Consider the following 22,407-nt stretch of genomic DNA (forward strand, 5'->3'; position numbering starts at 1 on the left):
CTATTTTCCTACTTCGATTACAAAGCGAACATATCTCGTCATGGGATGAACTCCTTGGTCTTTTGCATCAGCAATCACATGAAGTTGACCCGAACCTGCAGGGTCTAAATCAACCCGAACTTGATTTCCTTCGGCTTCTAATTTGGCCTTTCCCGAATAAGTCCCGACTTCCTGATAAATCCAAAAGTCAAGGTTAACCTGATCCCCGTCCGGATCTTGGACCTTTACTTCCAAGGTTAACTTTTCGCCAGCTTGGGCTGAAATTCGAGTTGAACCTACCGCCTGCACCATCGGAGGGTGATTCGCTTCTGCAAAATCCTTCACACACCAATCTGCCCTAGCTGCAAAATCCTGTTGGATAGCCTCCACCCAGCGAATCTGAGGATAAGTTGCATCCAAGGTGTCCGTAAACGGATTAAAATCTAAAACCCCTGCCCCATCTTCCCATCGGTTGGGTTGGTCGAGTGACTGAACTAATCGGCCTCCCCATCCTCCCCACTCAGGATGATCCAAGTTATCCAAGCCAACATTAATCAAATGAAGGTAAGCTGGAGAATCTCCTTCCGATATAAAATCATAAACTCCAAAAGACCCCCATTGAGCATTGACCAATCGGCTTGAGTCTCCGTGAATGTGCTCATCATCTCCAGCTTGCTTTTGTCCGTCACCATAGCTGTAATACTGCTTGAGTAAGGGCCCGTGGTTGTTGATGATTTCTTCACCCATAAATTTCCCCTCGAGCAAGTAATGTTGAAATTCAGGTACAGCTTGTTTCCAAGGATAAGCCAAACACCAGAATTGGCTCGAATTGTAATAAATCTTCAAATCTGGCCAGTTGGGAGCGATGTATTTGCGGTAAGTCGCATCCTGATCGAGGATGGCATAAATGATCGCTTTGTCAATGACTTTTTTATAAATGCTTTTCCATTCAGGTTTGCCTTTGTATTGGTCTTCGATAGACTTCAGGGCCCGTGCGATAGTATTCGTTCCACCCCAGACCTGTAGATAGATCGGTTCCATGTTATCGTCCAGTAGCTTTGCCTTGATGAAGTCCGAACCCTCGGTATCCATTTCCATTTCCCCTTCGAAATCAATATTTCCAACTCGAATCACAGATTTTAAATAGGCTGCAGTCGGAAATCCCTCCGCATGTTGACTGAGTTTGGGATAAACTTCCTCATAAGCATCTAGCAATGGATTCATCCATTCCACACCCGGCCATCGCAAATCTGTTTTGGCCCCGTAAAGGTTTTTGGTCATTTCCATTTCGGAAGTAAACAAAGTCCCTTTCCCATCACCTTTGTAATGCCACATGCTGGAAGAATAAATCAATCCTTCGATTCGAAATTCATTGGCATAGAGTAGCATCCGAATAAACGAGTCCACATCATCGATCTCACCGTCAGTGGTCACAATGGTTCGAGGCTTTGTGGAATTCGATGTTGCTTCTGGAGCTTGCGTGTTGGGTTGACAGGAAAACAACAGGAAAATAGCCAAAAGCGAAAAAGGGAACTTCATAGGTTGGTGGGTTTGAGATCGGGAAATTAAAGGATAAATTGAAGAATTCCTTCCTGTGAAGCTTTCAAGAAGAATTTGTTGAACATCTATTTTACAGGTCCATATTTTTTGGGAACTTTTTGAAAACGAGAAGCCTATTAGGAAAAGCGTATCATACTTCCTTTTCGCAAACCAATTCACCAAAAGCAGACTTTGGTAGTCAAATCAACTCGAAGAACCTATCTCCTTTTTCCTCAGCCATGAACCTTTACCAATTCGATTCCTTCCACAATACCGACAACATGCCGGTTCTCTTTCTTGGACATGGAAGTCCCATGAACGCCATCGAGGAAAATGAATTTGTTCGTGGATTTCAAACCATCGCAACAACCATCCCCAAACCTGCTGCGATTCTCTGTATTTCTGCACATTGGGAGACCAAGGGCACTTTTGTGACTGCCATGCAAAATCCACCTACAATTCATGATTTTGGAGGATTTCCAAAAGCCCTGTTTGACGTACAATATCCAGCTCCCGGTAGCCCCGAGCTGGCAAGAGAAACCAAGCAACTCATCACCCAAACAACTGTCGAACTCGATGACAAATGGGGACTGGATCACGGAGCATGGAGCGTGATCAAGCACCTCTATCCGCATGCAGATATCCCGGTAGTCCAACTAAGTATTGACTATACCAAATCTCCGAGGTATCATTTTGAACTTGCCGCTCAACTCAGTCGTCTCCGCCAAAAGGGCGTTTTGATCATCGGAAGTGGAAATATGGTGCATAACCTTCGCATGGTCGCTTGGAATAAACTCAATGAGGAATTTGCCTATGACTGGGCAATGGAAGCAAATGAAAAAATGAAGGCTTGGTTAGCGGATGGCGATTTTGATCCACTGATCGACTTTAGAGCTCAAGGAAAAGCCTTTGACTTAGCCATCCCCACTCCGGAGCATTATTTGCCCTTGCTATATGCAGTGGCTTTGAAGGAAAAAAATGAAAGAATCACCCTATTCAATGATAAGCCCCTAGCCGGGTCTTTGACCATGACTTCCTTAAAGATCGATTAAGAATCACGATATGCCCGAAAATTCATTTTTCTTGATTTTTAATTTGTTTTAATTCAATCCCAAATGAAAAAAGTCTTAATAACAGGTAGTAGTGCCGAATTGGTCGGGCTTTGCATTGGAGATTGTTTCAAGTTTCATTAAATGGCTAAAGCCATTAATTTGAAAATGATCCCCAAACATAGCCCCGGGTTTAAACCCGGGGCTATGTTTAGAATTTACATTCAAACAGTCGATTTCACAGGAACCTTTTATAGCCCACGGTTTTAACCGTGGGTCCCAAGTAAAATCACAAAGCTTCGAAAACCATTTCAATGGTTTTTTTTAGATTTAATCAGATCAAAAATTTTTTCCAATGTCTCACTCTTTTTCAACAATTTGGATTCATGCTGTTTGGGCCACAAAAAACAGAGAACCCATTTTAAACTCCCAACTGGAGAAACCGCTCTACTCTTTTCTATTTTCAGAACTGAAAAAAATGAACTGCCCTGGAAGGATCATCAATGGTATGCCCGATCATATCCATGTCTTATTTCTTCTAAGTCCACAAATGTCAGTATCTGAAGTGATCAAACAGCTCAAAGGAGCAAGTTCCCATTGGGTAAACCAACAGGATTTTCTTTCTGAAAAATTTGCATGGCAAACAGGATTTGCCGCATACTCGGTTTCTGAATCCATTACTGAAAAGGTGCATGAATACATCAAAAATCAAAAAACACATCACCAAGGAATCAGCTTTGATCAGGAATATGAAGAACTTATTCGAAAAATTAAAGACACTAAACTTTCCGGCGGTACTTGAGAAATTTGATGGATATACCATCATTTTTTAAATGAATTATTTTGTTCCTACCCTATCAAATTCATTTCAATAAAATCAAGCTATCCTTACCTCTAACCCAAACCTTTTTTGAATTGCGGAAGTATCAATTGCAATGTTTCTTTGCTTTAAGATTTAAACTTCCCAAATGATTCAATCGACCCTTATCCAGAACGTTTCCCTTGTTAATGAAGGCCAAATCCAGGTTACCGATGTCTTAATCGTCGGTGAGCGAATCCAAGAAATCGGCTCCAATATTCCAATTCGGACTGGCATGCAAGTCACTGATGGAACGGGGAAATTTCTCCTCCCGGGAGTCATTGACGGACAAGTACATTTTCGGGATCCAGGGCTCACCCACAAGGCCGACTTGAACAGTGAAAGTAAAGCAGCCCTCGCAGGAGGTGTCACTTCTTTCATCGATATGCCGAATACTCGGCCTAACACCTTGACCTTGGAGCTTTTGGAAGAAAAATATCAGCTAGCCTCCCAAAAGTCTCTGGCAAATTATGGCTTCCTACTCGGGATCAATGGAGAAAATTTAGACGAGGTATTACAATGGGACACCTCTGGACTACTGGCGATCACGGATGATGGCCTGTATTTCTCTGGCAAGGGAAATATTCTTGCCGACCGGCCAGACATGCTGGAAAAGATTTTTTCAAATTACAAAGGCCTGATTGCCATCCATTCAGAAAAGGAAGAGGTCATTGAAAAAAACGAAGAAACTTACCGCGAAAAGTACGGAGAGGATGTTCCAGTCAAATATCATCCCCTGATCAGAAGCGAACAGGCCTGTTACGAAGCGTCTGAACGAGCCATTGCACTTGCTGAAAAACACGGTGCTCGCCTCCATATTCTCCACTTGAGCACGGCTAAGGAAACGGACTTGTTTCGCAATGACATTCCGCTTTCGGAGAAAAAAATTACGACCGAAGTATCTGTCCACCATCTCTGGTTTACCGATGCGGACTACGAGCAAAAAGGCACATTGATCAAATGGAATCCGGCCATTAAAACCAAAAAGGATGCCGATGGATTACTTCAGGCCTTGTTGGACGATCGAATTGACCTCATCACCACGGATCATGCCCCGCATACCCTGGAAGAAAAGCAAAAACCCTATTTCCAATCCATGTCTGGGGCTCCCTTGGTTCAGCATTCCTTGGTTTGCTTGCTCGAATTTTACCATCAAGGAAAGATTAGCTTGGAAAAAATCGTGGAAAAAATGTGTCATAATCCAGCCATTTTGTATCGAATCAAAGACCGTGGGTACATCCGAAAGGGATATTTTGCGGATTTGGTGATGATTGATCTTGCTCAAACTTGGACAGTCGCCAAAGAAAATATCCTGTATAAATGTGGATGGTCACCGCTGGAAGGCACGACTTTCCATAGTCAAGTTGTAAAAACCTGGGTCAATGGGCACTTGGCCTATGATGAAGGAACGTTTGACGAATCCATCCTAGGAAAAGCGCTGGAGGTGAAATGAGCCAAGCTCGGATTGAGGAATTGTTTGCTGGACGAACTTTGGTGATTGCGACCCAGCATCACAAAGAAAAAGTGCTCGGGCCGATTTTTTCTGAAGCGCTGGGTGTCAAGATTGTCGTTCCGAGCTCTTTGGATACGGACCGTTTGGGGACATTTTCTGGAGAGGTAGAGCGAATGGATGATCCTATCACCACTGCCCGAAAAAAATGTGAACTCGCCCTAGCCAACACCGAATTTGATTTAGCCTTAGCAAGTGAGGGCTCTTTTGGGGCACATCCCAACGCGTTTTTTCTTCCTGCAAATGAGGAATGGCTAGTCTTGGTAGATCAAAAAAATGGAATTGAAATCTCAATTCGTCAGCTTAGTCTGGACACTAATTTTGCTGGAGAGGAAATCAAAAACTTGAGTGAGTTAGAAGAATTCTCCGATAAAGCAGGTTTCCCTTCTCATGGACTTATCCTTCGAAAAGCAAAAGAGGAATTATTGGATTTGCACAAAGGAATCATCGAGCCTAAAAAGCTCGATCAACTCGCTCGATCATTATTGGAAAAACATGGAAGCTTGTATGTAGAAACCGATATGAGGGCCATGTTTAACCCTTGCCGTATGAAAGTAATCGAGCAAACTGGCCGAAAGCTAATCGCTAAAATCCTGGATTGCTGTCCTTCTTGCTATATGCCTGGCTTTGGGATCGTATCCTACGAACCCGGACTTCCTTGCAGTTGGTGTGGACAGCCGACCCGAGCAGTATTGGCAGCCGAAAAAGTCTGCTCCCATTGCCAGCATCAGGAGCGAGTCATGTATCCCGAAGGAAAAACCAGCGAAGACCCGATGTACTGCGATCGTTGTAATCCTTAAAGTGGATTAGTCATTGGCAAACAATCGGATCGTATAATCCAGCAATTCCCCATTTCCGACTTTCCCATGGCCCGGAATGACATTTTGGAGATCTGGAAAGTTTGCCTTTACACGAGCTACTGTTTCGGACCAATCTTGAAGATTGGCATCCCCCAAAAATCCCTTCGATGCTCCAACTTCCTTGATCAAACAGCCTCCAAACAACACCTGCTCGGCGGGCACAAAAGCCACCACATTATCCCGTGTGTGACCTTCTCCGAAAAAACGAATTATCACTTCCAATTCTCCTGCCTTTAAAGTCAATAGATCCTCAAATCCATTTTGAGGAATTGGTTCTTCTGCCCCTTTGGCCAAAATTTGAGTTTGCTTTGAAGAATAAGAAGGCACCCCTTTTGAATGAAACTGGGACAAGCCTCCCAAGCAGTCGTTGTGGAAATGGGTGGCAATCACGGCTTTTACAGTTGCTTTTCGCTCAGTTTCCAACCACGCAATTAATTCCTGGCTCACCTCGTCATCGGTTGGTGTATCAAAAACCAGAGCTTCATTCCCATTTAAAACGATCATCCCATTGCAGGCGACTTTTCCAAAATCTTGTGTCTTCAGATAGCTGATATGGACAAAAGTATGCGCACTGATTTGCTCGATCTGAAGGGTTTCTGATTGGTAAATTGGCCGACCAGTTTGGGCAAAAAGGAATTGCCAAGTAGAAATCAACAGCAAAATAAATCCGAATCCGAGGACTTTCATAGTATGGTTTTGAAAAACCGAATATACCCTTCAATAAGATTTGATAGGACTTATTTTCCTTCTAATTCTGCTTTTGTTTTTAGATAAGCGGAAGTCTGCTTTTCCATCTTCTCCCTCAGCTCGATGAGAATCTGCCGAAATGCAGGATTTGATGCTAGATTATTTTTCTCCAAAGGATCGACACTTAGGTCATAGAGTTCTTCATGTGAAGGATCGTTGATGTACCGGAAGTATTTCCAGCGATCCGTACGAAAAGCTTCACTGGGCGCAATAATGGGAGTTTGCCACAAATGCTCGGTGACAAATTCTTTACGTTTGGACAATTCCGATGAGTTGAGCGAAAGTCCTTGCCAAGAAGTAGGAGCAGGTACTCCAGCCAAATCCAAAATAGTGGCAGGAACATCAATATTCAAAGCAAAGGAAGGATTGATCATCCCACCCTTTTTCCTAGGATCAAAAACAAGTAACGGAACCCGAAGGGAGTTTTCATACATCAACCATTTTCCAGCCAATTGGCGCTCTCCGAGAAAATAACCATTGTCCCCCATCAGGATAATCACGGTTTTCTCGGCAAGCCCTTTTTCTGCCAATTCTTTTCGGATTTTCCCGATTTCCGCATCTACCTCTGAAATCATCCTATAATAGCCTTTGGCGCTGTGTTGATACTTTTCAGGAGTATCGTACCTCCAATGCCATCTCGTTCGGTTTTCTCCCGTTCGTACATAGGCAGGTTGCGCCAAAAACTCGACTTCCGAAGCCATAATCGGATCAGGAATCGTCACATTTTGATACATCGTATCAAATTCAGAAGACCAGAAATATTGCAATTCAGCAGGATCATGGGCGTGAGGAGCGCTAAAGCTAAGCGATAGCATAAAAGGCTGATCATCGGGTGCGGACTTGATAAAATCCAGTGCTTGCTGTCCTGTGTACCGCGTCAGATGAACCGTATCTTGGTCAATGGTTTTGAAAAAATAACCGCGTCGATCGTCATATTTCCCATTTCGATCATAGTCATCTCCAACCTCAAAAAGGGTTGAAAAATCAGGATAATTCACCCCGAATTTCCCAAAAAAGCCAGTGTAGTAACCCGCTTCCCTCAAGGCTACAGGATAGGATTGAGCCATAAACGGCTCTTTAATAGCCCCCTGACCGAAGGTGTAGCCATGGGTTCGTTCATAAAGTCCAGTGAGAATACTCGCTCGGCTAGCGGCACAAATAGGCGTAGTTACAAACGCATTCGGAAAATAAGTTCCTTCGGTTGCCAAGCGATCCATTTCGGGAGTTTGGATGATCGGATTCCCTGCAAACCCCAAGGCATCCCAACGCTGATCGTCAGTGAGGATAAAAATAATATTGGGTTTAGTTTGGCAAAATGCCTGAACTAACGGAAGGAGGACGAATAGAACGAGAGTAGCTTTTTTCATTTTTCAAGATAGGCGATAACTTAAAAGAAATGCATCCTGCACTTTAGTGATTTTCTCTAGTCAACCTGGAAAAAATCGATAGAATCTTTTCTAAATACTGCCTCCGCCTTGTGAATATGGGGAAATATGCCAAGCTTGGAGAATCCAACAAAAGCGATTTTCTTCAAAGAAACACCTCTTCATTCATGGCAAAAATTCTGGTAGTCGGAAGCTCGAATACAGATTTGGTAGTAAAGACGGAGAGATTTCCTCAGCCGGGCGAGACAGTAGTTGGAAGAGATTTTTTTCTTTTTCAAGGAGGAAAAGGAGCCAATCAGGCTGTGGCTGCCGCCAGAATGGGTGGAAAAGTGGCCTTTATCAGCAGAGTTGGCACCGACCTATTTGGAAGCCAAACGAAGGAAGCCCTAGAAAGAGAAGGTATTTCCACAGCTTGGATGTCGATGGATGCTTCCTCCCCCACGGGAGTGGCTATGATCACGGTCAATGAACAAGGAGAAAATCATATCGTAGTCGTACCAGGTGCTAATGCCAACCTATTACCTGAAGCTCTTGATGAAGCACAGGATGTCCTTCTAGATTCTGAAGTTTGGCTCTGTCAACTGGAAATCCCTGTAGAAACAGCCGCTTATTTGGCTGAAAAGGCCCAATCCTTTCTCAAAAAACTTATTCTAAATCCCGCACCTGCTACAGACTTGCCAGAGTCGATATATCAGCATCTTTTCCTGATTACTCCAAATGAAACCGAAGCAAGTCTTTTGTCCGATTTACCCTGTGAACAGGAAGCCGACTACCCAAAAGTTGCCCAATGGTTTTTGGACAAGGGTGTCCAACAAGTCGTGATTACCCTTGGCGAAAAAGGAGCCTTCTTCAAAAATGCTGAGCTCGAACTCAGGATTCCTGCCCCGTCAGTTGCCGCTATCGATACCACTGCGGCAGGAGATGTTTTCAATGGAACCCTGGCAGTAGCCTTGGCTGAAGGCCAATCTTGGGAAAAAGCACTTCAAACTACCATCCAAGCCGCATCCCTTTCGGTGACTCGAATGGGCGCACAAGCTTCCGCTCCTTACCGTTCCGAATTGTTTCCAACCCCTCCCCTGATTTAAAGACAAGCTTATGAACCTAAAACTACTCCCACTTTGGGCCAGCTTCCTATTCCTTTTATCCTGTCAAACTCAGGATCCGAAAAGGGTTGGGATAGAACAAAACCCAAGTCTTACCTACCAATCTTATCAGCCGGATTCGTCAGATCGGATCATTGACCGTGAAAAATACTTCGACCAGTTGCAGGGATTTTGGTTGGCTACTTGCATCGCCAATTGGACGGGACTGGTAACCGAAATGGACAAAATCGGAGAAATCGGAGAGATAAAGACAGGTGCTTTTTATACCCGAGAAGATTGGGGTAAGCCCGACCAGCCAAGCATTTGGGCCCAAGGAGTACCAAGTCAATTATCCCCAACGATTGATTTTGTGTTTGCTGATGAGGATACACTTTGGGGAGCCGATGATGATACGGACATCGAATACATCTATCAGGAGTTGCTTCTTGATAATCAGACTTCCTTGCTTACTGGAGAACAAATTCGTGAAGGATGGCTGAAACATATCAAATCCGAGGAAGAAAACTACCTCTGGGTATCCAACCAAAAGGCGCTTGATCTCATGCAGCAAGGACTTGTTCCCCCAGCAACCGGAGATCCTCAAAACAATCCGGAATATGACATGATTGATGCGCAATTGACCACCGAAATCTTTGGCCTTTATTCACCTGGGAGACCAGATTTTGGGTTAAAAATGGCCCAGCTTCCGATACAAACCACAGCACGATTGGAAAGCCAATGGATTTCTGAATTCTATGTTGCTATGTTTTCGTTAGCTACTGTCGCAGATCCTGAGCTCCCAATAAAGGATCGATTGCAGTGGATGGCAGAGGAGGCAAAAAGAACCTTACCTGATTCTTCTTATCCTGCCAAAATGTATGAATCTGTGAAGTCAAAATATGAAGAAGGTATCAGCTGGGAACAAGCACGTGACTCTGTCTATTACCGCTACCAAGTTGAACAACTCGATGGCTATGACCTCACCAGCCGCAATTTGTATTGCAATGGTTGCTTTGCCGCAGGGATCAATTTTGCCTCCAGTTTGGTCAGCTTATTCTATGGAGAAGGAGACCTTTTGGAAACAATCAAAATCGGAGTTCTAGCCGGCTGGGATTCGGATAATCCTACCGCGACTTGGGGAGGATTGATTGGGTTTATGCTGGGAAAAGAAGAAGTAGAAAAGAAATTTGGCCGTACCTTTTCAAATCGATTCCATATCCACCGTACCCGAATTGGCTTTGAGGGAGATGGAATCGATACATTTGAAAACATGTCCAAAAAAGGCCTTTGGATCATCGATCGAGTAGTGCAGGAAGAGCTTGGAGGGGGAGTTGATTTGGAGAAAAACCGATGGTATATCCCTGCCCAAAGCAAATTTTAAATCTGCACAATTAACAATTTATGGCAAATCCTACCTCAACAGGAACTTTCAAAAAAACGGCTCTTCTTATCGTTATTTACCTTGCCTTTATCAGTCTTGGTCTTCCGGATTCTCTTTTGGGATCGGCATGGCCTGCGATGTTTGAAGGCTTGCAAGTTCCGGTCGATTTTGCCGGGATTATTTCCATGATTGTAGCGGGAGGCACTGTAATTTCCAGTCTTTTCAGCGGAAAAATCATTGCACGGTTTGGTGTGGCCTCAGTGACACTTTTCAGTGTTTTGATGACGGCCTTGGCCTTGATGGGATTTTCTCTTTCAGGTCAATTTAGCTACCTGTGCCTGTTAGCCATTCCGTTGGGATTAGGTGCAGGCAGTGTGGATTCAGCCTTGAATAACTATGTAGCCTTGCATTACGAAGCACGGCACATGAACTGGCTCCATAGCTTTTGGGGAGTCGGAGCAGCCATCGGACCGATGATCATGGCGGCCCACCTTGCCGGTGGCGATTCCTGGTCAAACGGTTACGAAACGGTAGCTTGGATTCAACTGGGCTTGGTTGGGATTTTAGCAATTTCGTTACCTTTTTGGACCAAGGATAATCTTGAAGATGAAACTCATAATCCGGAATCTTCTCCTGGATTTTTCCACCTACTTCAGACCCTTCCCGGATTAAAACAAGCCTTATTGGTTTTCTTTTGTTACTGTACAATCGAGGCGACGTTTGGCCTATGGGGAGCTAGTTTTTTGGTATTTGAAAAGGGATTTGAAGCCGACCAAGCCGCTCGATTGACCTCTTTGTATTTTATGGGAATTACTATTGGAAGATTTCTATCTGGATTCCTAACTGCCCATTTCACCAATAAACAATTGGTCTATCTAGGTCAGGGCGTAATTGGGATCGGATTGGCCTTGCTGTTACTTCCATTTTCAGAAAGTACACTTGTTGGATTTCTATTAGTTGGATTGGGTTGCGCACCTATATTTCCCAGCCTACTCCATGAAACTCCTGTGAATTTTGGAGAAAAACACTCCCAAAGCATCATGGGAATTCAAATGGCGAGTGCCTATGTGGGAATCACGCTGATGCCATTTCTTTTCGGCAAAATTGCCTTTTTTACCGGATATGGATTCTTGCTCGGTTTTCTAGGAATTTTCCTCCTTTTGATTTTTCTATTGACCCATTCCATGAACAAGACTATTCGACTAGAAAAAACCCTTTAACTTCCAAACAGTCCCATGAATCGACTTTTGCTCACCCCACTTCTAATCCTGACACTTGCTCTGTCAGCCTTATCCCAAACTCCGAAAGAAGAATTACTCCAACTAGACCTCAATTGGGAAAAAGCCTTATTGGCCTCAGATGTGGGTTTTCTAGAAAATCTGCTTTCCGATGATTTTATCTGGGTGCATAATCATGCCAGTCTGATTGATGGAAAAGAGGCTGTGATCAACCGAGCAAAACGAATCCAGTCCGGGCAAAAAGATGACACCCGAAACCGAACTTCCCGAGATCAGCAGGTAGTGATTTCTGGTTCGACGGGAATTGTAAGTGGCTATACGGTAGTAGATCGAGGCCCAAGTCCCACGCTCTACCACTACATGCGAACTTATGTTCAATCGAATGGAAAATGGCAGCTTTTAGGTAACCATACCATGGCTATTCCTGAAGAATAAGCTTAATTCAAGATCCATTTCAGCTTCTAGTTCAATGACCCGACTTTCCTCTTTTCTTACCTTTTTATTAGTGGGTTTGATCTTTTTTCAAGCCCAATCCCAAAATTTCAAGCAAGTCCTTCAATCGGAAATCAGTAACTCCAATACCGGCGTCCTTTTCACGATGGAATCCGGAAACGGAGATTTTTCTTGGTCTGGAGCGACTGGAATCAATGATTTGACGAAAGGAGATTCACTTGAAATCCAACACACCTTCCGAATCGCAAGCGTAACCAAAACCTTTGTGGCTGCTGGAATTTTGAGACTAATGGAAAAAGGAATTCTGAATCTAGAAGATCCTATTTCCAAACATTTATCTCCCAATCATGCCGCAATCCTTTCTCAGGATTATAATTTGGATCAAATCACGATCCGGCAGATTTTAAGGCATTCGGCAGGATTTTTCGACCATACCCATGCTCCTGAATTCTTTGAAATTGTGCTCCAAACTCCAGATCATGAATGGACTCGTACCGAGCAGCTCCGCATGTGTGTGGAAAAAGGCGAGCCCATCGGCCCTCCTGGAGCGCAGTTTAGCTATTCTGATACCGGATATGTGATCTTGGGGGAATTGATCGAGACCTACACCGGAAAATCCCTGGATGGAGGAATTAAAGAATTGCTTGGTTTGGAGACTTTGGGGCTGTATCGATTAGATTTTGAGCGGATCGATCCTCAAACTGACAAGCTCCGCATTCACCAATACCTTCAAGGACAAGACACCTTCGAATTCAGCCCTACGATGGATTATTATGGAGGCGGAGGGATTTTGGCGAGTACCCAAGGTTTGGTAGACTTTTTCCAAGCTTTGTTTCAAGGCAAGATTTATGAAAAACCAGAAACGCTTCAACTCATGCTCGAGCCTGTGACCTATGCAAGCAGAGCCCAAATGGATTACCAAATGGGGATGTTTAAAGTAAAGGTGAATGGAAAGAATGCCTACTGCCATTCGGGATTTTGGGGAACGCAAGTCCTGTACATTCCAGAAGTCGATTTATATATGGCAACTAATTACTCGGGAGGATGGAGAGGGAGAGCCGTAGCTCCAATTTTTGAGAAAATGCTGATGGAAAAGGAAAAGGCAAACTGATTGCCTTTCGTCTATCCTCTGAAAAACTGAAGGACCAAATGAACCCTCAACTCAAAAATCTGTTGAGACTTTAGCGTATCACCCTATCGCAGCAAACCTTCATGCCTGGCGAAAAAAGAATCCTGATCATAGGCGGCGGTCTCAGCGGACTGACTTTGGCTTATCTGCTTTCCAACCATAACCTTCACATCACGCTACTCGAAGCCTCTTCCAAACTCGGAGGGAGAATTCAAACCATCAAAGGACCTCTTGGTACTCCTTTGGAACTCGGAGCAACGTGGCTCAATGACAGTCATAGCCGACTACTATCGCTCATGAGTCATTTATCCTTGAGAAAACACCCCCAAGTTTCAGATGGGATTTCCTTGTTCCAAACATCCAAGACTGAACCAATCCAAAAATTCACGGTGCCGGATGAAGACGGTTCTTCCTATCGAATCGTGGGCGGAACCCAGACACTAATCGATGCACTCGCCGAAAAGCTCAACCCTGGGCAAATCAATCTCAACGCTAAAGTCATTCGACTCACCGAGGAGAAAGAAAACCTAAAAATTGAAACTTCATCGGGAGAAACTTTCTTTGCCAACTGTGTGGTGATAAGCCTTCCTTCCCAGGTAATCAGTTCGGAGGTCACATTTTCACCCCAACTGCCCGAACCTGTTTCTCAGCTTTTGCCTAATGTTCAGACCTGGATGGCCGGCTCGATCAAGTTTGTGATGGAGTTTGAAAAACCTTTTTGGAAAAAATCAGGCTACTCTGGCATGGCTTTCAGTCATGCCGACATCATCGCTGAGATGTATGACCATAGCAATGCCGAAAAAACCAAATTCGGATTCACAGGATTTTTGAATTCGTCGGCTAGTAGATTTAGTCAAGAGGAAAGAAAGGCTTTGGCACTTCGGCATTTGAGTGAGCTTTTTGGAGAAAAAGACCTCAGCCCAACCCACTATGAAGACAAGGTATGGATTGGCGACTTGGTTTTGGGAGAAAACTCCCTCATTCCTCGGCCTCATCAGCACAATGGTCACCCACTCCTTTTGCAAAGCTATTTCAATGAAAAACTCTTTTTTACCGGAACAGAAACCTCCACAGAATTCGCGGGATATATGGAAGGAGCTGTCAGATCTGCAGAACGTGTGGCTCAGCAAATTCTAAAAACAAAGGGCTGAGCAAATCGCCCAGCCCGAAGTCTTGATACTAGTGGTCAAGATTTTCAATCTCGACCCTCTATCCTTGGAATTTGTAATTCCAAAAAAACAGAGATCATAACCCGTGCTTCTCTCCAATCTCACGAATCAGCTTGTAGCCATTTTCAGCCATATCCCAAGGCGCTGAAAACTCTCTCCATACGCCGATCGAGTTGGCAAAGGCAGGATCATTTCGGGTAAAGCCCTCGATGGTCAACCAGCCTTTATAGCCCACTTTTTTCAAGGTAGCAAAGGTCTCGTTCCAATCCACATGACCCGATCCCGGTGTACCACGGTCATTTTCAGAAATATGAAAATGGCCTAAGCGTGGAGCAATTTTCTCGATTGCTAAGCTCAGCTTTTTCTCCTCCATATTCGCGTGATGCGTATCAAACATGGCTTGGACATTAGGGTGATTGACCTTAGCTAGCAAGTAATCCAACTGTTCCATGGTGTTGGCTAAGTAGCATTCGAATCGGTTCAAGGCCTCAGGAGTCATCAGGACTCCGAGCTTTTGGGCATGATCGGCAACGGAGTTTAGGACTTCGGCAGACCAATTGTATTCATCCTCTATAGGTGCCCGACTGGCAAAAGTCGCAAAAGCAGAATGATAGGGACCGCAAAGCACTTGAGAATTTAAGTCCGCAGCTCGATCAAGAATCCCAAGGAGTTTTTCCTTTGCTTTTTCACGAACTTGGGGATCAGGGGAAATCGGGTTTTCATCAGGACCCATGACGGTTACAGTAGTCACTTCCAAACCGATATTTTTACAATGATCACCTACTGCCCGGCAAGCTTTTTCGTCCGTACCTCCAATAAAAAACTCAGCCCCGTCATAACCGATGGTTTTCAGTCGATCCAAAATCGGAAACAAGTTTTCCGAAATCTCTGCTGACCAGGCCAGCACGTTAAATCCTATTTTGTTCATGATATATTTTGTCAACGGACCACAGTCGACGGTCGACAGCAGCAAATCAGAAGACTGTTGACCGTGGACTGTTAACCAAAATTTTATTTAAAATCCCCTACTCTCATTCCCTTACGGAAGGAATCAAATCCAAACATCGTAGGGGTATAGGCTCCGACATAGGATACATTAAGTTCTGGCGTAATCTGCTCGGACAATCCTAAAAGCCAAAATGAAGCATTAACAACAAGGCGTCTTAGGTCTGCACTTTGAAAATCCAAGGAAGCCCCCATGGTTGACGCAAAGGCAGTTCCTGGGGAGCCACCTTCGATTTGATACGTCTTAGTCCAAGCAATCGGCATCACTGATTTTTCAAAAATTAGCGGGGCATCAGGACTCATCCCAGCAGTGCTTTGACCAAAGAGTAAGACATTGGCATCAGAAGGTAAATGTTTGATTCCATAGACATCCGAGGGACCCCAAATATCCTTCACTCCTCTCAAAACAGGATGATTGAGAAGTTGATCCATCCCATCAGGTAGTGCACGAGTGCCTTCTTTTCCATGATTTCCATGGTGATTCACCCAAGTTTCTCCAAAAATCCGCTGTCCAAAACCTCGTTCCCAGTTTTCGGATTTACTCATCCAGTCCCACTTCGCAAACTTGGAGTCTTTATTTTTTTGATAAGCAAAGGCATGAGTGGAAGTTCTCAGACCGATGATCGGTTTGCCTGCTTTGAGGAAATTTTCAATAAACTGGCTTTGCTCATCGGGTAGTTCTCGAAATCGGATCAGCATAATCATTAGGTCTGCCGTCTCCAAGTGTTCCAATCCGGGAATGTTATTTTGGTAGTTGGGTACTATCTCTCCGGTCTCGGGATGAATTGGAAATAAAACGGTGGTTTTGAATCCATGATGTTCGGAGAGAATTTTAGCCAGCATTGGCATTGATTCTTCGGAACGGTATTCGTCGTCTCCGGCTACTAGTACGATATGCTTTCCCTTGCCAGGACCATTTTTCCCTTCAAACTGAAGAAAAGTCACTCCATGCTGTGCGTATCCTATAAGGTGGATTCCCAGGGAAAAAAGAAATGCAATCGTCCAAGAACGAGGTTGATTTAGGCTCATGTTTAAAGTGGGTTGGGTTAGAGACTCCAGAAAATCATCCGGCTTTTTTGCCAGTGATTTGCTTAAAAATAAGAATTGGAATCAAAACCACTATCCCGACAGCCAAACCAACGAGAAATTCTTTGATAATTCCGGGCCATGTTTCCAGCAAATGATGGAAAAAGTCCAGATTATGTGAAAAAATCCCTCCCGCCACCAGAAGCAGGGCGATGGTACCCACAAAGGAAATTACCCGAATCAGAATCGGCAAGGCATTCACTAGGAGTCTCCCGATTTTATCTGAAATCGTATTATCCTCCGGATTGAGTGCGATCAATTTATACCCAAACTCATCCATCCGGACAATCAAAGCCACCAAGCCATAAACCCCCACCGTGGCCAAAATAGCAATGACTGAAACTACCACAATCTGAGTCATCAGTGACTCCTCGACCACTGTTCCCAAAGCAATGATTACGATTTCTATGGAAAGGATAAAATCAGTGGTAATGGCAGATTTGACCTTTTTTTGCTCATGAGCAAGGACTTGTTCGGGAGTGATTTCCTCATTCAGATTTACCTTTTCTTCGGTGTGTCCATGAGGAATAATCCATTCGAGGATTTTTTCTGCGCCTTCATAGGCTAGATACAAGCCTCCCAAAATCAAGATTCCCGTAACTACCACCGGAGCAAATGCACTCAGCAAAAAGGCGATGGGAAGGATAATCGCTTTATTGAGAAGGGAACCTTTGGAAATCGCCCAGAGTACGGGCAATTCCCGATCAGGGACAAACCCCGAGGCCTTTTCGGCGTTCACCGCGAGGTCATCTCCTAGAATCCCGGAGGTTTTTTTGGCAGCTACCTTAGTCATGGTAGCCACATCATCCATCAGTGAAGCGATGTCATCAAATAAGGCAAAGAAACCTGAAGCCATGTGTATTTACGAATTACGATTTTGGATTTACGGGAAGACCATGCCTCAAATTTTGTCATGGCCAAAAAAGAACTTTACAACCTTACAATTTTTCCGCTTCAAAAATCTTTCAATTTTTCAATCTTCCAATTTCTTCGGATCAAAAATCAACGGGAAAAATTTTCCACCCATCTTTTCTCCCTTGGGAATAACAGGAACTCCTTCCAATAATGGCTCATTGGTATCGGAAACGGTCCCATCGGCAAAGACATTGAGCACAAAAGCCTTTCTAGATCGGGGAGAAAAATTGGCAAAACTGCCGTGCACCAAAAGGGGATGATGAAATGCCGCATGGCCCGCTTTGAGCGGAATAGCCACGGGTTTGAAATTTGCTTTTTGTTCTTCTGTCATCATCGCCATCAGGCCATCCATCTCCCCGGCTAAGGCAGGTTTATCCAGCAAACCCCAACGATGCGAACCCGGTACATACTGAAGGCAGCCATTTTCCTCAGTGGCATCATCCAATCCACACCAGCAGGTCAGGTGTTGCATTTCGATCGTGCGGGTCCAGTAGCTGTAATCCTGATGCCAAGCCACATTGCCTCCGTGATGGGCAGGCTTGCAAAAAAGCTGATCGTGCCAAAACCGCACTGCCCGATCTCCCAGCAACTGCGAAGCGACCATTCGGAAAGCAGGATTCCAAATCACATCATGAAATGCCTCGGCAATTCTCCAATGTCCTAGAGAATGAAATAGCACTTTATTCGGATCTCCGGATTCATTGCTATGAAACTCATGAAAGAGATGATGAAGCGGATGCTTCGGGTCCATCACCTCATCGAGCGCTTTTTTCAGAACTTCAATCTGCCTTTCGTCCAAGAGTTTGATATCGGCCAAATACCCATTCTCATGAAAAAAATCTATTTGGCCTTGATTGAGACAGTATTGATCCCAGTCAGAGTCAGTTTTGGGTTGAGAAAACAGGTCGGTGATCGGACGATGGAAATCGGCTAGGTCGTGCATGGGTTTAAATTCAATTGAATGATAAAAGATAGTGAAAAACTAGAATAGAGAAATTCAAAAATTAAAGGGAAGACTCCGCAATGGTTTCCGTTGATTTTCATTTAGTATCTCATTATTCTAATTTCAGTTGGGTAGATTAGGAGAGTATTTCTCTTTTACCCAAAATCACCAAATCATGTCCACCAATCGAAGAGACTTTCTGAAAACCGGAGCCACTGCTGCTTTAGGACTTTCAGGCTTTACCTTGATTACTCCCGACGTCCTTGGCAAGTCCATGGGCTATGTCGCTCCATCTGACAAAGTGAATCTGGCTTGCATCGGCATTGGCAACCGAGGTAACGAAATCATCAAAGCCCTCCACAAAACCGGTCTTTGCAATGTGGTAGCGTTATGCGACGTGGACATGGGAGCCAAACAGACGCTTGAGGTGATGAATATGTTTCCTCAAGCTAAAAAGTATCAGGACTTCCGCAAAATGTTTGATGAGATCGGAGGCGAATTTGAGGCAGTAAGTATTGCCACACCTGACTTTTCGCATTTTCCTGTGACCATGATGGCACTCGCCGAGGGCAAGCATGTCTATGTAGAAAAGCCTATGGCAAGAACCTTCTTGGAGGTAGAGCTAATGATGGCTGCTGCGAAGAAAAATCCCAAATTGGTAACACAAATGGGAAATCAGGGACATTCAGAAGGCAACTATTTCCAGTTTAAAACTTGGAAAGAAGCTGGAGTGATTAAAGATGTAACAGCGATCACCGCACACATGAACAGTCGAAGAAGATGGCATGGATGGGATCCAAACATCAGCCAATTCCCTGCCGGTGAAGCCATCCCGGATACGCTCAATTGGGACGTATGGACTAGCCAAGCCCAGCCACATGCTTTTAATAAAGATTTTCACAATGGACAATGGCGTTGCTGGTATGACTTCGGCATGGGTGCTTTGGGCGATTGGGGTGCACATATTATGGATACAGCCCATGAGTTTTTGGAGCTTGGACTTCCCTACGAAATCAACCCTGTGAAGCTCAGCGGGCATAATTCCTTCTTCTTCCCAATGTCCACCACCTTGGAATTCAAGTTCCCGGAGCGAGGTACCATGCCTCCTTTAACTATTACTTGGTATGATGGATTGGACAATATTCCTGCTGTTCCGGATGGCTATGGGGTCTCCGAATTAGACCCTAATATTCCACCGCCAAGCAATGGACAGATTCAGCCTGCGAAATTGAATCCTGGGAAAATTATTTACAGTAAGGAATTGACTTTCAAAGGAGGCTCTCATGGAAGTACCTTGTCAATTATCCCTTCCGAAAAAGCCAAAGAATGGGAATCTAAGTTACCAGAGGTGCCTCAAAGCCCTTCTAATCACTTTGAAAACTTCCTTAAAGCTTGTAAAGGCGAAGAAAAGACCCGATCTCCTTTCGAAATTGCAGGTCCGCTCAGCCAAGTATTCTGCTTGGGGGTATTGGCCCAATGGACGGGTTTGAAACTTGAATTTGACCGAGAAACCAAGCAAATCACCAACAATGCGATGGCAAATCAATTGCTGATGGGCTTGCCTCCAAGAAAAGGATGGGAAGAGTTTTATAAAGTGTAGACGCTAGATATAATTTGCTAGACGTTTTGGACTTATTTAGAAAAAATTGCTGTTAGAGAAATCTGACAGCTTTTTTTATGGTCTGAAAATCTTTCTCACTTTTCCACATTACCACTTTCGACCTTACTTCTCCAGTCTTTCCAATCTCTCCAACAATGGGGGATGCGAATAATTCACGAAAACATACCAAGGATGAGGATTGATGTCACTCAAGGTTTTAACAGAAAGCGTTTTTAAAGCCTCCGCGAGTGGCTCTCCGGAATATGTTGACTTGGCAAAAGCATCCGCTTCAAATTCATTTTTCCGACTCAGCCAATTCATACCCATTCCCAATACCATGGAAATCGGAGCAAAAAGCATCGTAAATCCGATGATATTTAACTCAGCGGACCATTCCTCACCCCCCAAAGCCAAACTCATGGGTTCTGAAAAAATAAACTGAGCCAATAGAAACAGCATTAAGCCCACCTGAGCAACGGAAAGAATCATTCCCCAGATGATATGTTTCTTTTTAAAATGTCCGATCTCGTGGGCAAGTACCGCGACTAGCTCCTCCGGCGGATGCTGTTCGAGCAAGGTATCGTAAAGCACTACTTTTTTGCGTTTGCCAAACCCGGAGAAAAACGCATTTGCTTTAGCAGAGCGCTTACTCCCATCCATTACAAAAATATTTTCCAGGGGGAAATTCACCGATCGGGCGTATTCGACAATTTTCTGCTTCAACTCACCGTCTTCTAATGGCGTCAATTTATTAAACAGGGGCAAAATCCATGCGGTATAAAAGACGTTGATTCCGATCATAAATACAGCGGCCACAATCCAAAATTGCCACCAAAAATCCTGACCCATTTTATGAATCAAGCCCAGAAAAACCAGTAATAGTCCCCCTCCTACCAAAATCGAAAGAATATATCCTTTCACTTTATCTGAAAAGAAAGTCTTCAGGGTAGTTTTATTAAAGCCGTATTTTTCTTCAATGACAAAGGTGGAATAGTAATCAAATGGTAAACTCAATAAATCAGAACCTATGAAAACAATTCCAAAAAAGACCAAAGACTTGAGTAAAGGAGAAAATCCAAACCCCGTCACCCAGGTATCAAGCAGACCAAACCATCCCTGAGTGATAAAAAGAAACGTAAGTAAAAACGAGAAAGAACCTGCAATGAATTTGAATCGGAAATTTTCTTGTTGATAAGCCTTCGCTTCACGAAGCTTGGTCTCACTCAAGTATTCCGAAAGTGTTTCAGGAATTGAGGGAACAGGGTTTTTGACATTTAAAAATCCTAAGGTTTTGCGAAGCATATACCCAAAGACCAAAACCCCGACCAGCAGGTATTTCAAACTTTCTACACTCATTTAAGACTTAGAATTTAGGACAAGGTAGGATTGTATCCCTTCGTGAAGGCTTACCCTGATAACTGTTTGGGAGTGTCCAGGATAGGCTGAGTTCATGCGCGCCTCCGGACTGAATTCCCAATTGAGATACGGTATAGTCAAAGCTATATCCAATATTGAGTCCATTGAGCAGATTTAAACCCACCATCATCACAACTGCATCTCGGTTGCTTTGGTTTTCAACCGGCTTGTAAGGAAGCCCACGGTACCATAGTCCAAAAACGATGGGTTCTACATAAAAATATGCTCCGACATCCAGCTGTTCAAATGGTCCTTGTCGCTTGTAATTAATCGTAGGAGTAAAATAGCGCTGTTTTCGAATGTGAGTAAAATCGCCTCTCATACTCCCTTCTCCTAGAGAAAATCGATACCCCCCATGAAAGGAAAATTTAGCAGGAAGAGGGCTAATTCCATCGATAAAAGACTGATTGGGTTGATTGACGTGGTGAGCAGAGAAGCCCAACCAAAGATTCTCTGTAAACAACAATCCTCCCACTGATAACGAAAGCATTCCTACTGGATCACCCAAACCCGGAATTTCTGTACCAGGAAAGGTCGGTCCAAATGGATCAGCAGGGTTGATTTGATTGGCAAAGACCAGATTTTCGTAAAAACCTATTTCTCTTCGAATGTAGCTTGCCTGAAAACCAGGACGGAAGTAGGTATTGTCAGCAATTTTTAATTCGTACGAATAGAGTGCAGAAATAGTGGTGGATCGAAGTTTGGCTGCTCCTTCGGTATCCTGCATCACATGAATCCCGATCCCACTGTTGTAATCAGGTAAGTAGGTATCGTAGAAAGCTGAAAAGGTGGTAAACTGTGCATCCAAAGAAGGCCATTGATTTCTGTAATTAAACCCGACTCTTCCAGTAAGCTCGCCTCCAGCCATGGCAGGATTGAGATATAAGGGCGCGGCATAGTATTGGCTGTACTGGGGATCTTGAGCCAAAACTGGATTGGCCAAAAAACCTAAGATTCCGAATAAAAAAACCAACTTTAGCTGAGACCGTAACAAGGATTTGTTCGTTTATTTGAAGAATTCTGTTCGCCTGTTAAAACGAACCAGTCGAAAGGTTGTTTTAA

The 22,407-nt window shown here is 44.0% G+C and carries 20 protein-coding genes; 11 read left to right on the plus strand and 9 right to left on the minus strand.

Going from position 1 to position 22,407, the window contains the following annotated elements; all coding sequences use genetic code 11:
• Window positions 1-1,518 (minus strand): DUF1593 domain-containing protein, encoded by a 1,518-nt coding sequence (locus AO498_RS15835; protein WP_082792271.1) that lies wholly within the window; start codon window positions 1,516-1,518, stop codon window positions 1-3.
• 239 nt (window positions 1,519-1,757) lie between these two features.
• Here AO498_RS15835 and ygiD point away from each other — a divergent pair, with 239 nt between their 5' ends.
• The 4 genes from ygiD to AO498_RS15855 all read left to right on the plus strand — a co-directional run bounded on the left by ygiD (window position 1,758) and on the right by AO498_RS15855 (window position 5,736).
• Window positions 1,758-2,570 carry a 4,5-DOPA-extradiol-dioxygenase gene (gene ygiD, locus AO498_RS15840; RefSeq protein ID WP_067550588.1) on the plus strand — a complete coding sequence of 271 codons (813 nt, stop codon included), beginning with the start codon at window positions 1,758-1,760 and terminating at the stop codon, window positions 2,568-2,570.
• Window positions 2,571-2,922: 352 nt separating this feature from the next.
• Window positions 2,923-3,369: an IS200/IS605 family transposase gene (gene tnpA / locus AO498_RS15845; protein WP_067549797.1), complete on the plus strand. Its 447-nt coding sequence runs from the start codon at window positions 2,923-2,925 to the stop codon at window positions 3,367-3,369.
• 166 nt (window positions 3,370-3,535) lie between these two features.
• Complete coding sequence (locus AO498_RS15850; protein ID WP_067549800.1) at window positions 3,536-4,879, plus strand: dihydroorotase; 1,344 nt, start codon at window positions 3,536-3,538, stop codon at window positions 4,877-4,879.
• Window positions 4,876-5,736, plus strand: coding sequence for a DUF6671 family protein (locus AO498_RS15855; RefSeq protein ID WP_067549802.1), 861 nt, complete (start codon window positions 4,876-4,878; stop codon window positions 5,734-5,736). The genes AO498_RS15850 and AO498_RS15855 overlap by 4 nt, the downstream gene beginning before the upstream one ends.
• A gap of 6 nt (window positions 5,737-5,742) precedes the next feature.
• Here the strand turns inward: AO498_RS15855 and bla are convergent, their stop codons facing one another.
• Together bla and AO498_RS15865 are read right to left on the minus strand one after the other, a co-directional pair.
• Window positions 5,743-6,483: a subclass B1 metallo-beta-lactamase gene (gene bla / locus AO498_RS15860; protein WP_067549804.1), complete on the minus strand. Its 741-nt coding sequence runs from the start codon at window positions 6,481-6,483 to the stop codon at window positions 5,743-5,745.
• Between the two features lie 50 nt (window positions 6,484-6,533).
• Window positions 6,534-7,910 carry a sulfatase family protein gene (locus tag AO498_RS15865; protein ID WP_067549806.1) on the minus strand — a complete coding sequence of 459 codons (1,377 nt, stop codon included), beginning with the start codon at window positions 7,908-7,910 and terminating at the stop codon, window positions 6,534-6,536.
• Between the two features lie 185 nt (window positions 7,911-8,095).
• Here AO498_RS15865 and rbsK point away from each other — a divergent pair, with 185 nt between their 5' ends.
• The 6 genes from rbsK to AO498_RS15895 all read left to right on the plus strand — a co-directional run bounded on the left by rbsK (window position 8,096) and on the right by AO498_RS15895 (window position 14,362).
• Window positions 8,096-9,013 carry a ribokinase gene (rbsK, locus tag AO498_RS15870; RefSeq protein WP_067550590.1) on the plus strand — a complete coding sequence of 306 codons (918 nt, stop codon included), beginning with the start codon at window positions 8,096-8,098 and terminating at the stop codon, window positions 9,011-9,013.
• Between the two features lie 10 nt (window positions 9,014-9,023).
• Window positions 9,024-10,391 (plus strand): ADP-ribosylglycohydrolase family protein, encoded by a 1,368-nt coding sequence (locus AO498_RS15875; RefSeq protein WP_067549808.1) that lies wholly within the window; start codon window positions 9,024-9,026, stop codon window positions 10,389-10,391.
• Between the two features lie 20 nt (window positions 10,392-10,411).
• Window positions 10,412-11,611 (plus strand): MFS transporter, encoded by a 1,200-nt coding sequence (locus tag AO498_RS15880; protein ID WP_067549810.1) that lies wholly within the window; start codon window positions 10,412-10,414, stop codon window positions 11,609-11,611.
• Window positions 11,612-11,626: 15 nt separating this feature from the next.
• Window positions 11,627-12,064, plus strand: coding sequence for a nuclear transport factor 2 family protein (locus tag AO498_RS15885; RefSeq protein ID WP_067549812.1), 438 nt, complete (start codon window positions 11,627-11,629; stop codon window positions 12,062-12,064).
• 34 nt (window positions 12,065-12,098) lie between these two features.
• Window positions 12,099-13,193 carry a serine hydrolase domain-containing protein gene (locus AO498_RS15890; RefSeq protein WP_067549813.1) on the plus strand — a complete coding sequence of 365 codons (1,095 nt, stop codon included), beginning with the start codon at window positions 12,099-12,101 and terminating at the stop codon, window positions 13,191-13,193.
• Window positions 13,194-13,294: 101 nt separating this feature from the next.
• On the plus strand, window positions 13,295-14,362 hold the full coding sequence (locus AO498_RS15895) for a flavin monoamine oxidase family protein (RefSeq protein ID WP_067549814.1): 1,068 nt from the start codon (window positions 13,295-13,297) through the stop codon (window positions 14,360-14,362).
• Between the two features lie 94 nt (window positions 14,363-14,456).
• Here AO498_RS15895 and AO498_RS15900 read toward each other — a convergent pair whose 3' ends face one another.
• The 4 genes from AO498_RS15900 to AO498_RS15915 form a co-directional block, all read right to left on the minus strand.
• Window positions 14,457-15,308: a sugar phosphate isomerase/epimerase family protein gene (locus tag AO498_RS15900; RefSeq protein ID WP_067550592.1), complete on the minus strand. Its 852-nt coding sequence runs from the start codon at window positions 15,306-15,308 to the stop codon at window positions 14,457-14,459.
• Window positions 15,309-15,391: 83 nt separating this feature from the next.
• Entirely contained in the window at window positions 15,392-16,414 is a 1,023-nt protein-coding gene (locus AO498_RS15905; RefSeq protein WP_067549816.1) for a ThuA domain-containing protein, read from the minus strand.
• Window positions 16,415-16,448: 34 nt separating this feature from the next.
• Window positions 16,449-17,327, minus strand: coding sequence for a DUF808 domain-containing protein (locus AO498_RS15910; protein ID WP_067549818.1), 879 nt, complete (start codon window positions 17,325-17,327; stop codon window positions 16,449-16,451).
• A 117-nt stretch (window positions 17,328-17,444) separates the two neighbouring features.
• Window positions 17,445-18,329, minus strand: coding sequence for a phytanoyl-CoA dioxygenase family protein (locus tag AO498_RS15915; RefSeq protein WP_067549820.1), 885 nt, complete (start codon window positions 18,327-18,329; stop codon window positions 17,445-17,447).
• 175 nt (window positions 18,330-18,504) lie between these two features.
• Between AO498_RS15915 and AO498_RS15920 the strand changes: the two genes are divergently transcribed.
• Entirely contained in the window at window positions 18,505-19,929 is a 1,425-nt protein-coding gene (locus AO498_RS15920) for a Gfo/Idh/MocA family protein (protein ID WP_067549824.1), read from the plus strand.
• Window positions 19,930-20,052: 123 nt separating this feature from the next.
• Here the strand turns inward: AO498_RS15920 and AO498_RS15925 are convergent, their stop codons facing one another.
• Together AO498_RS15925 and AO498_RS15930 are read right to left on the minus strand one after the other, a co-directional pair.
• Window positions 20,053-21,285, minus strand: a complete 1,233-nt coding sequence (locus tag AO498_RS15925; protein WP_067549825.1) for a M48 family metallopeptidase — start codon at window positions 21,283-21,285, stop codon at window positions 20,053-20,055.
• 7 nt (window positions 21,286-21,292) lie between these two features.
• Window positions 21,293-22,339, minus strand: coding sequence for a PorP/SprF family type IX secretion system membrane protein (locus AO498_RS15930; RefSeq protein WP_067549826.1), 1,047 nt, complete (start codon window positions 22,337-22,339; stop codon window positions 21,293-21,295).
• Window positions 22,340-22,407: the final 68 nt, after the last annotated feature.

The sequence above is a fragment of the Algoriphagus sanaruensis genome (genome assembly GCF_001593605.1).
GTDB classification, from domain to species: Bacteria; Bacteroidota; Bacteroidia; order Cytophagales; family Cyclobacteriaceae; genus Algoriphagus; species Algoriphagus sanaruensis.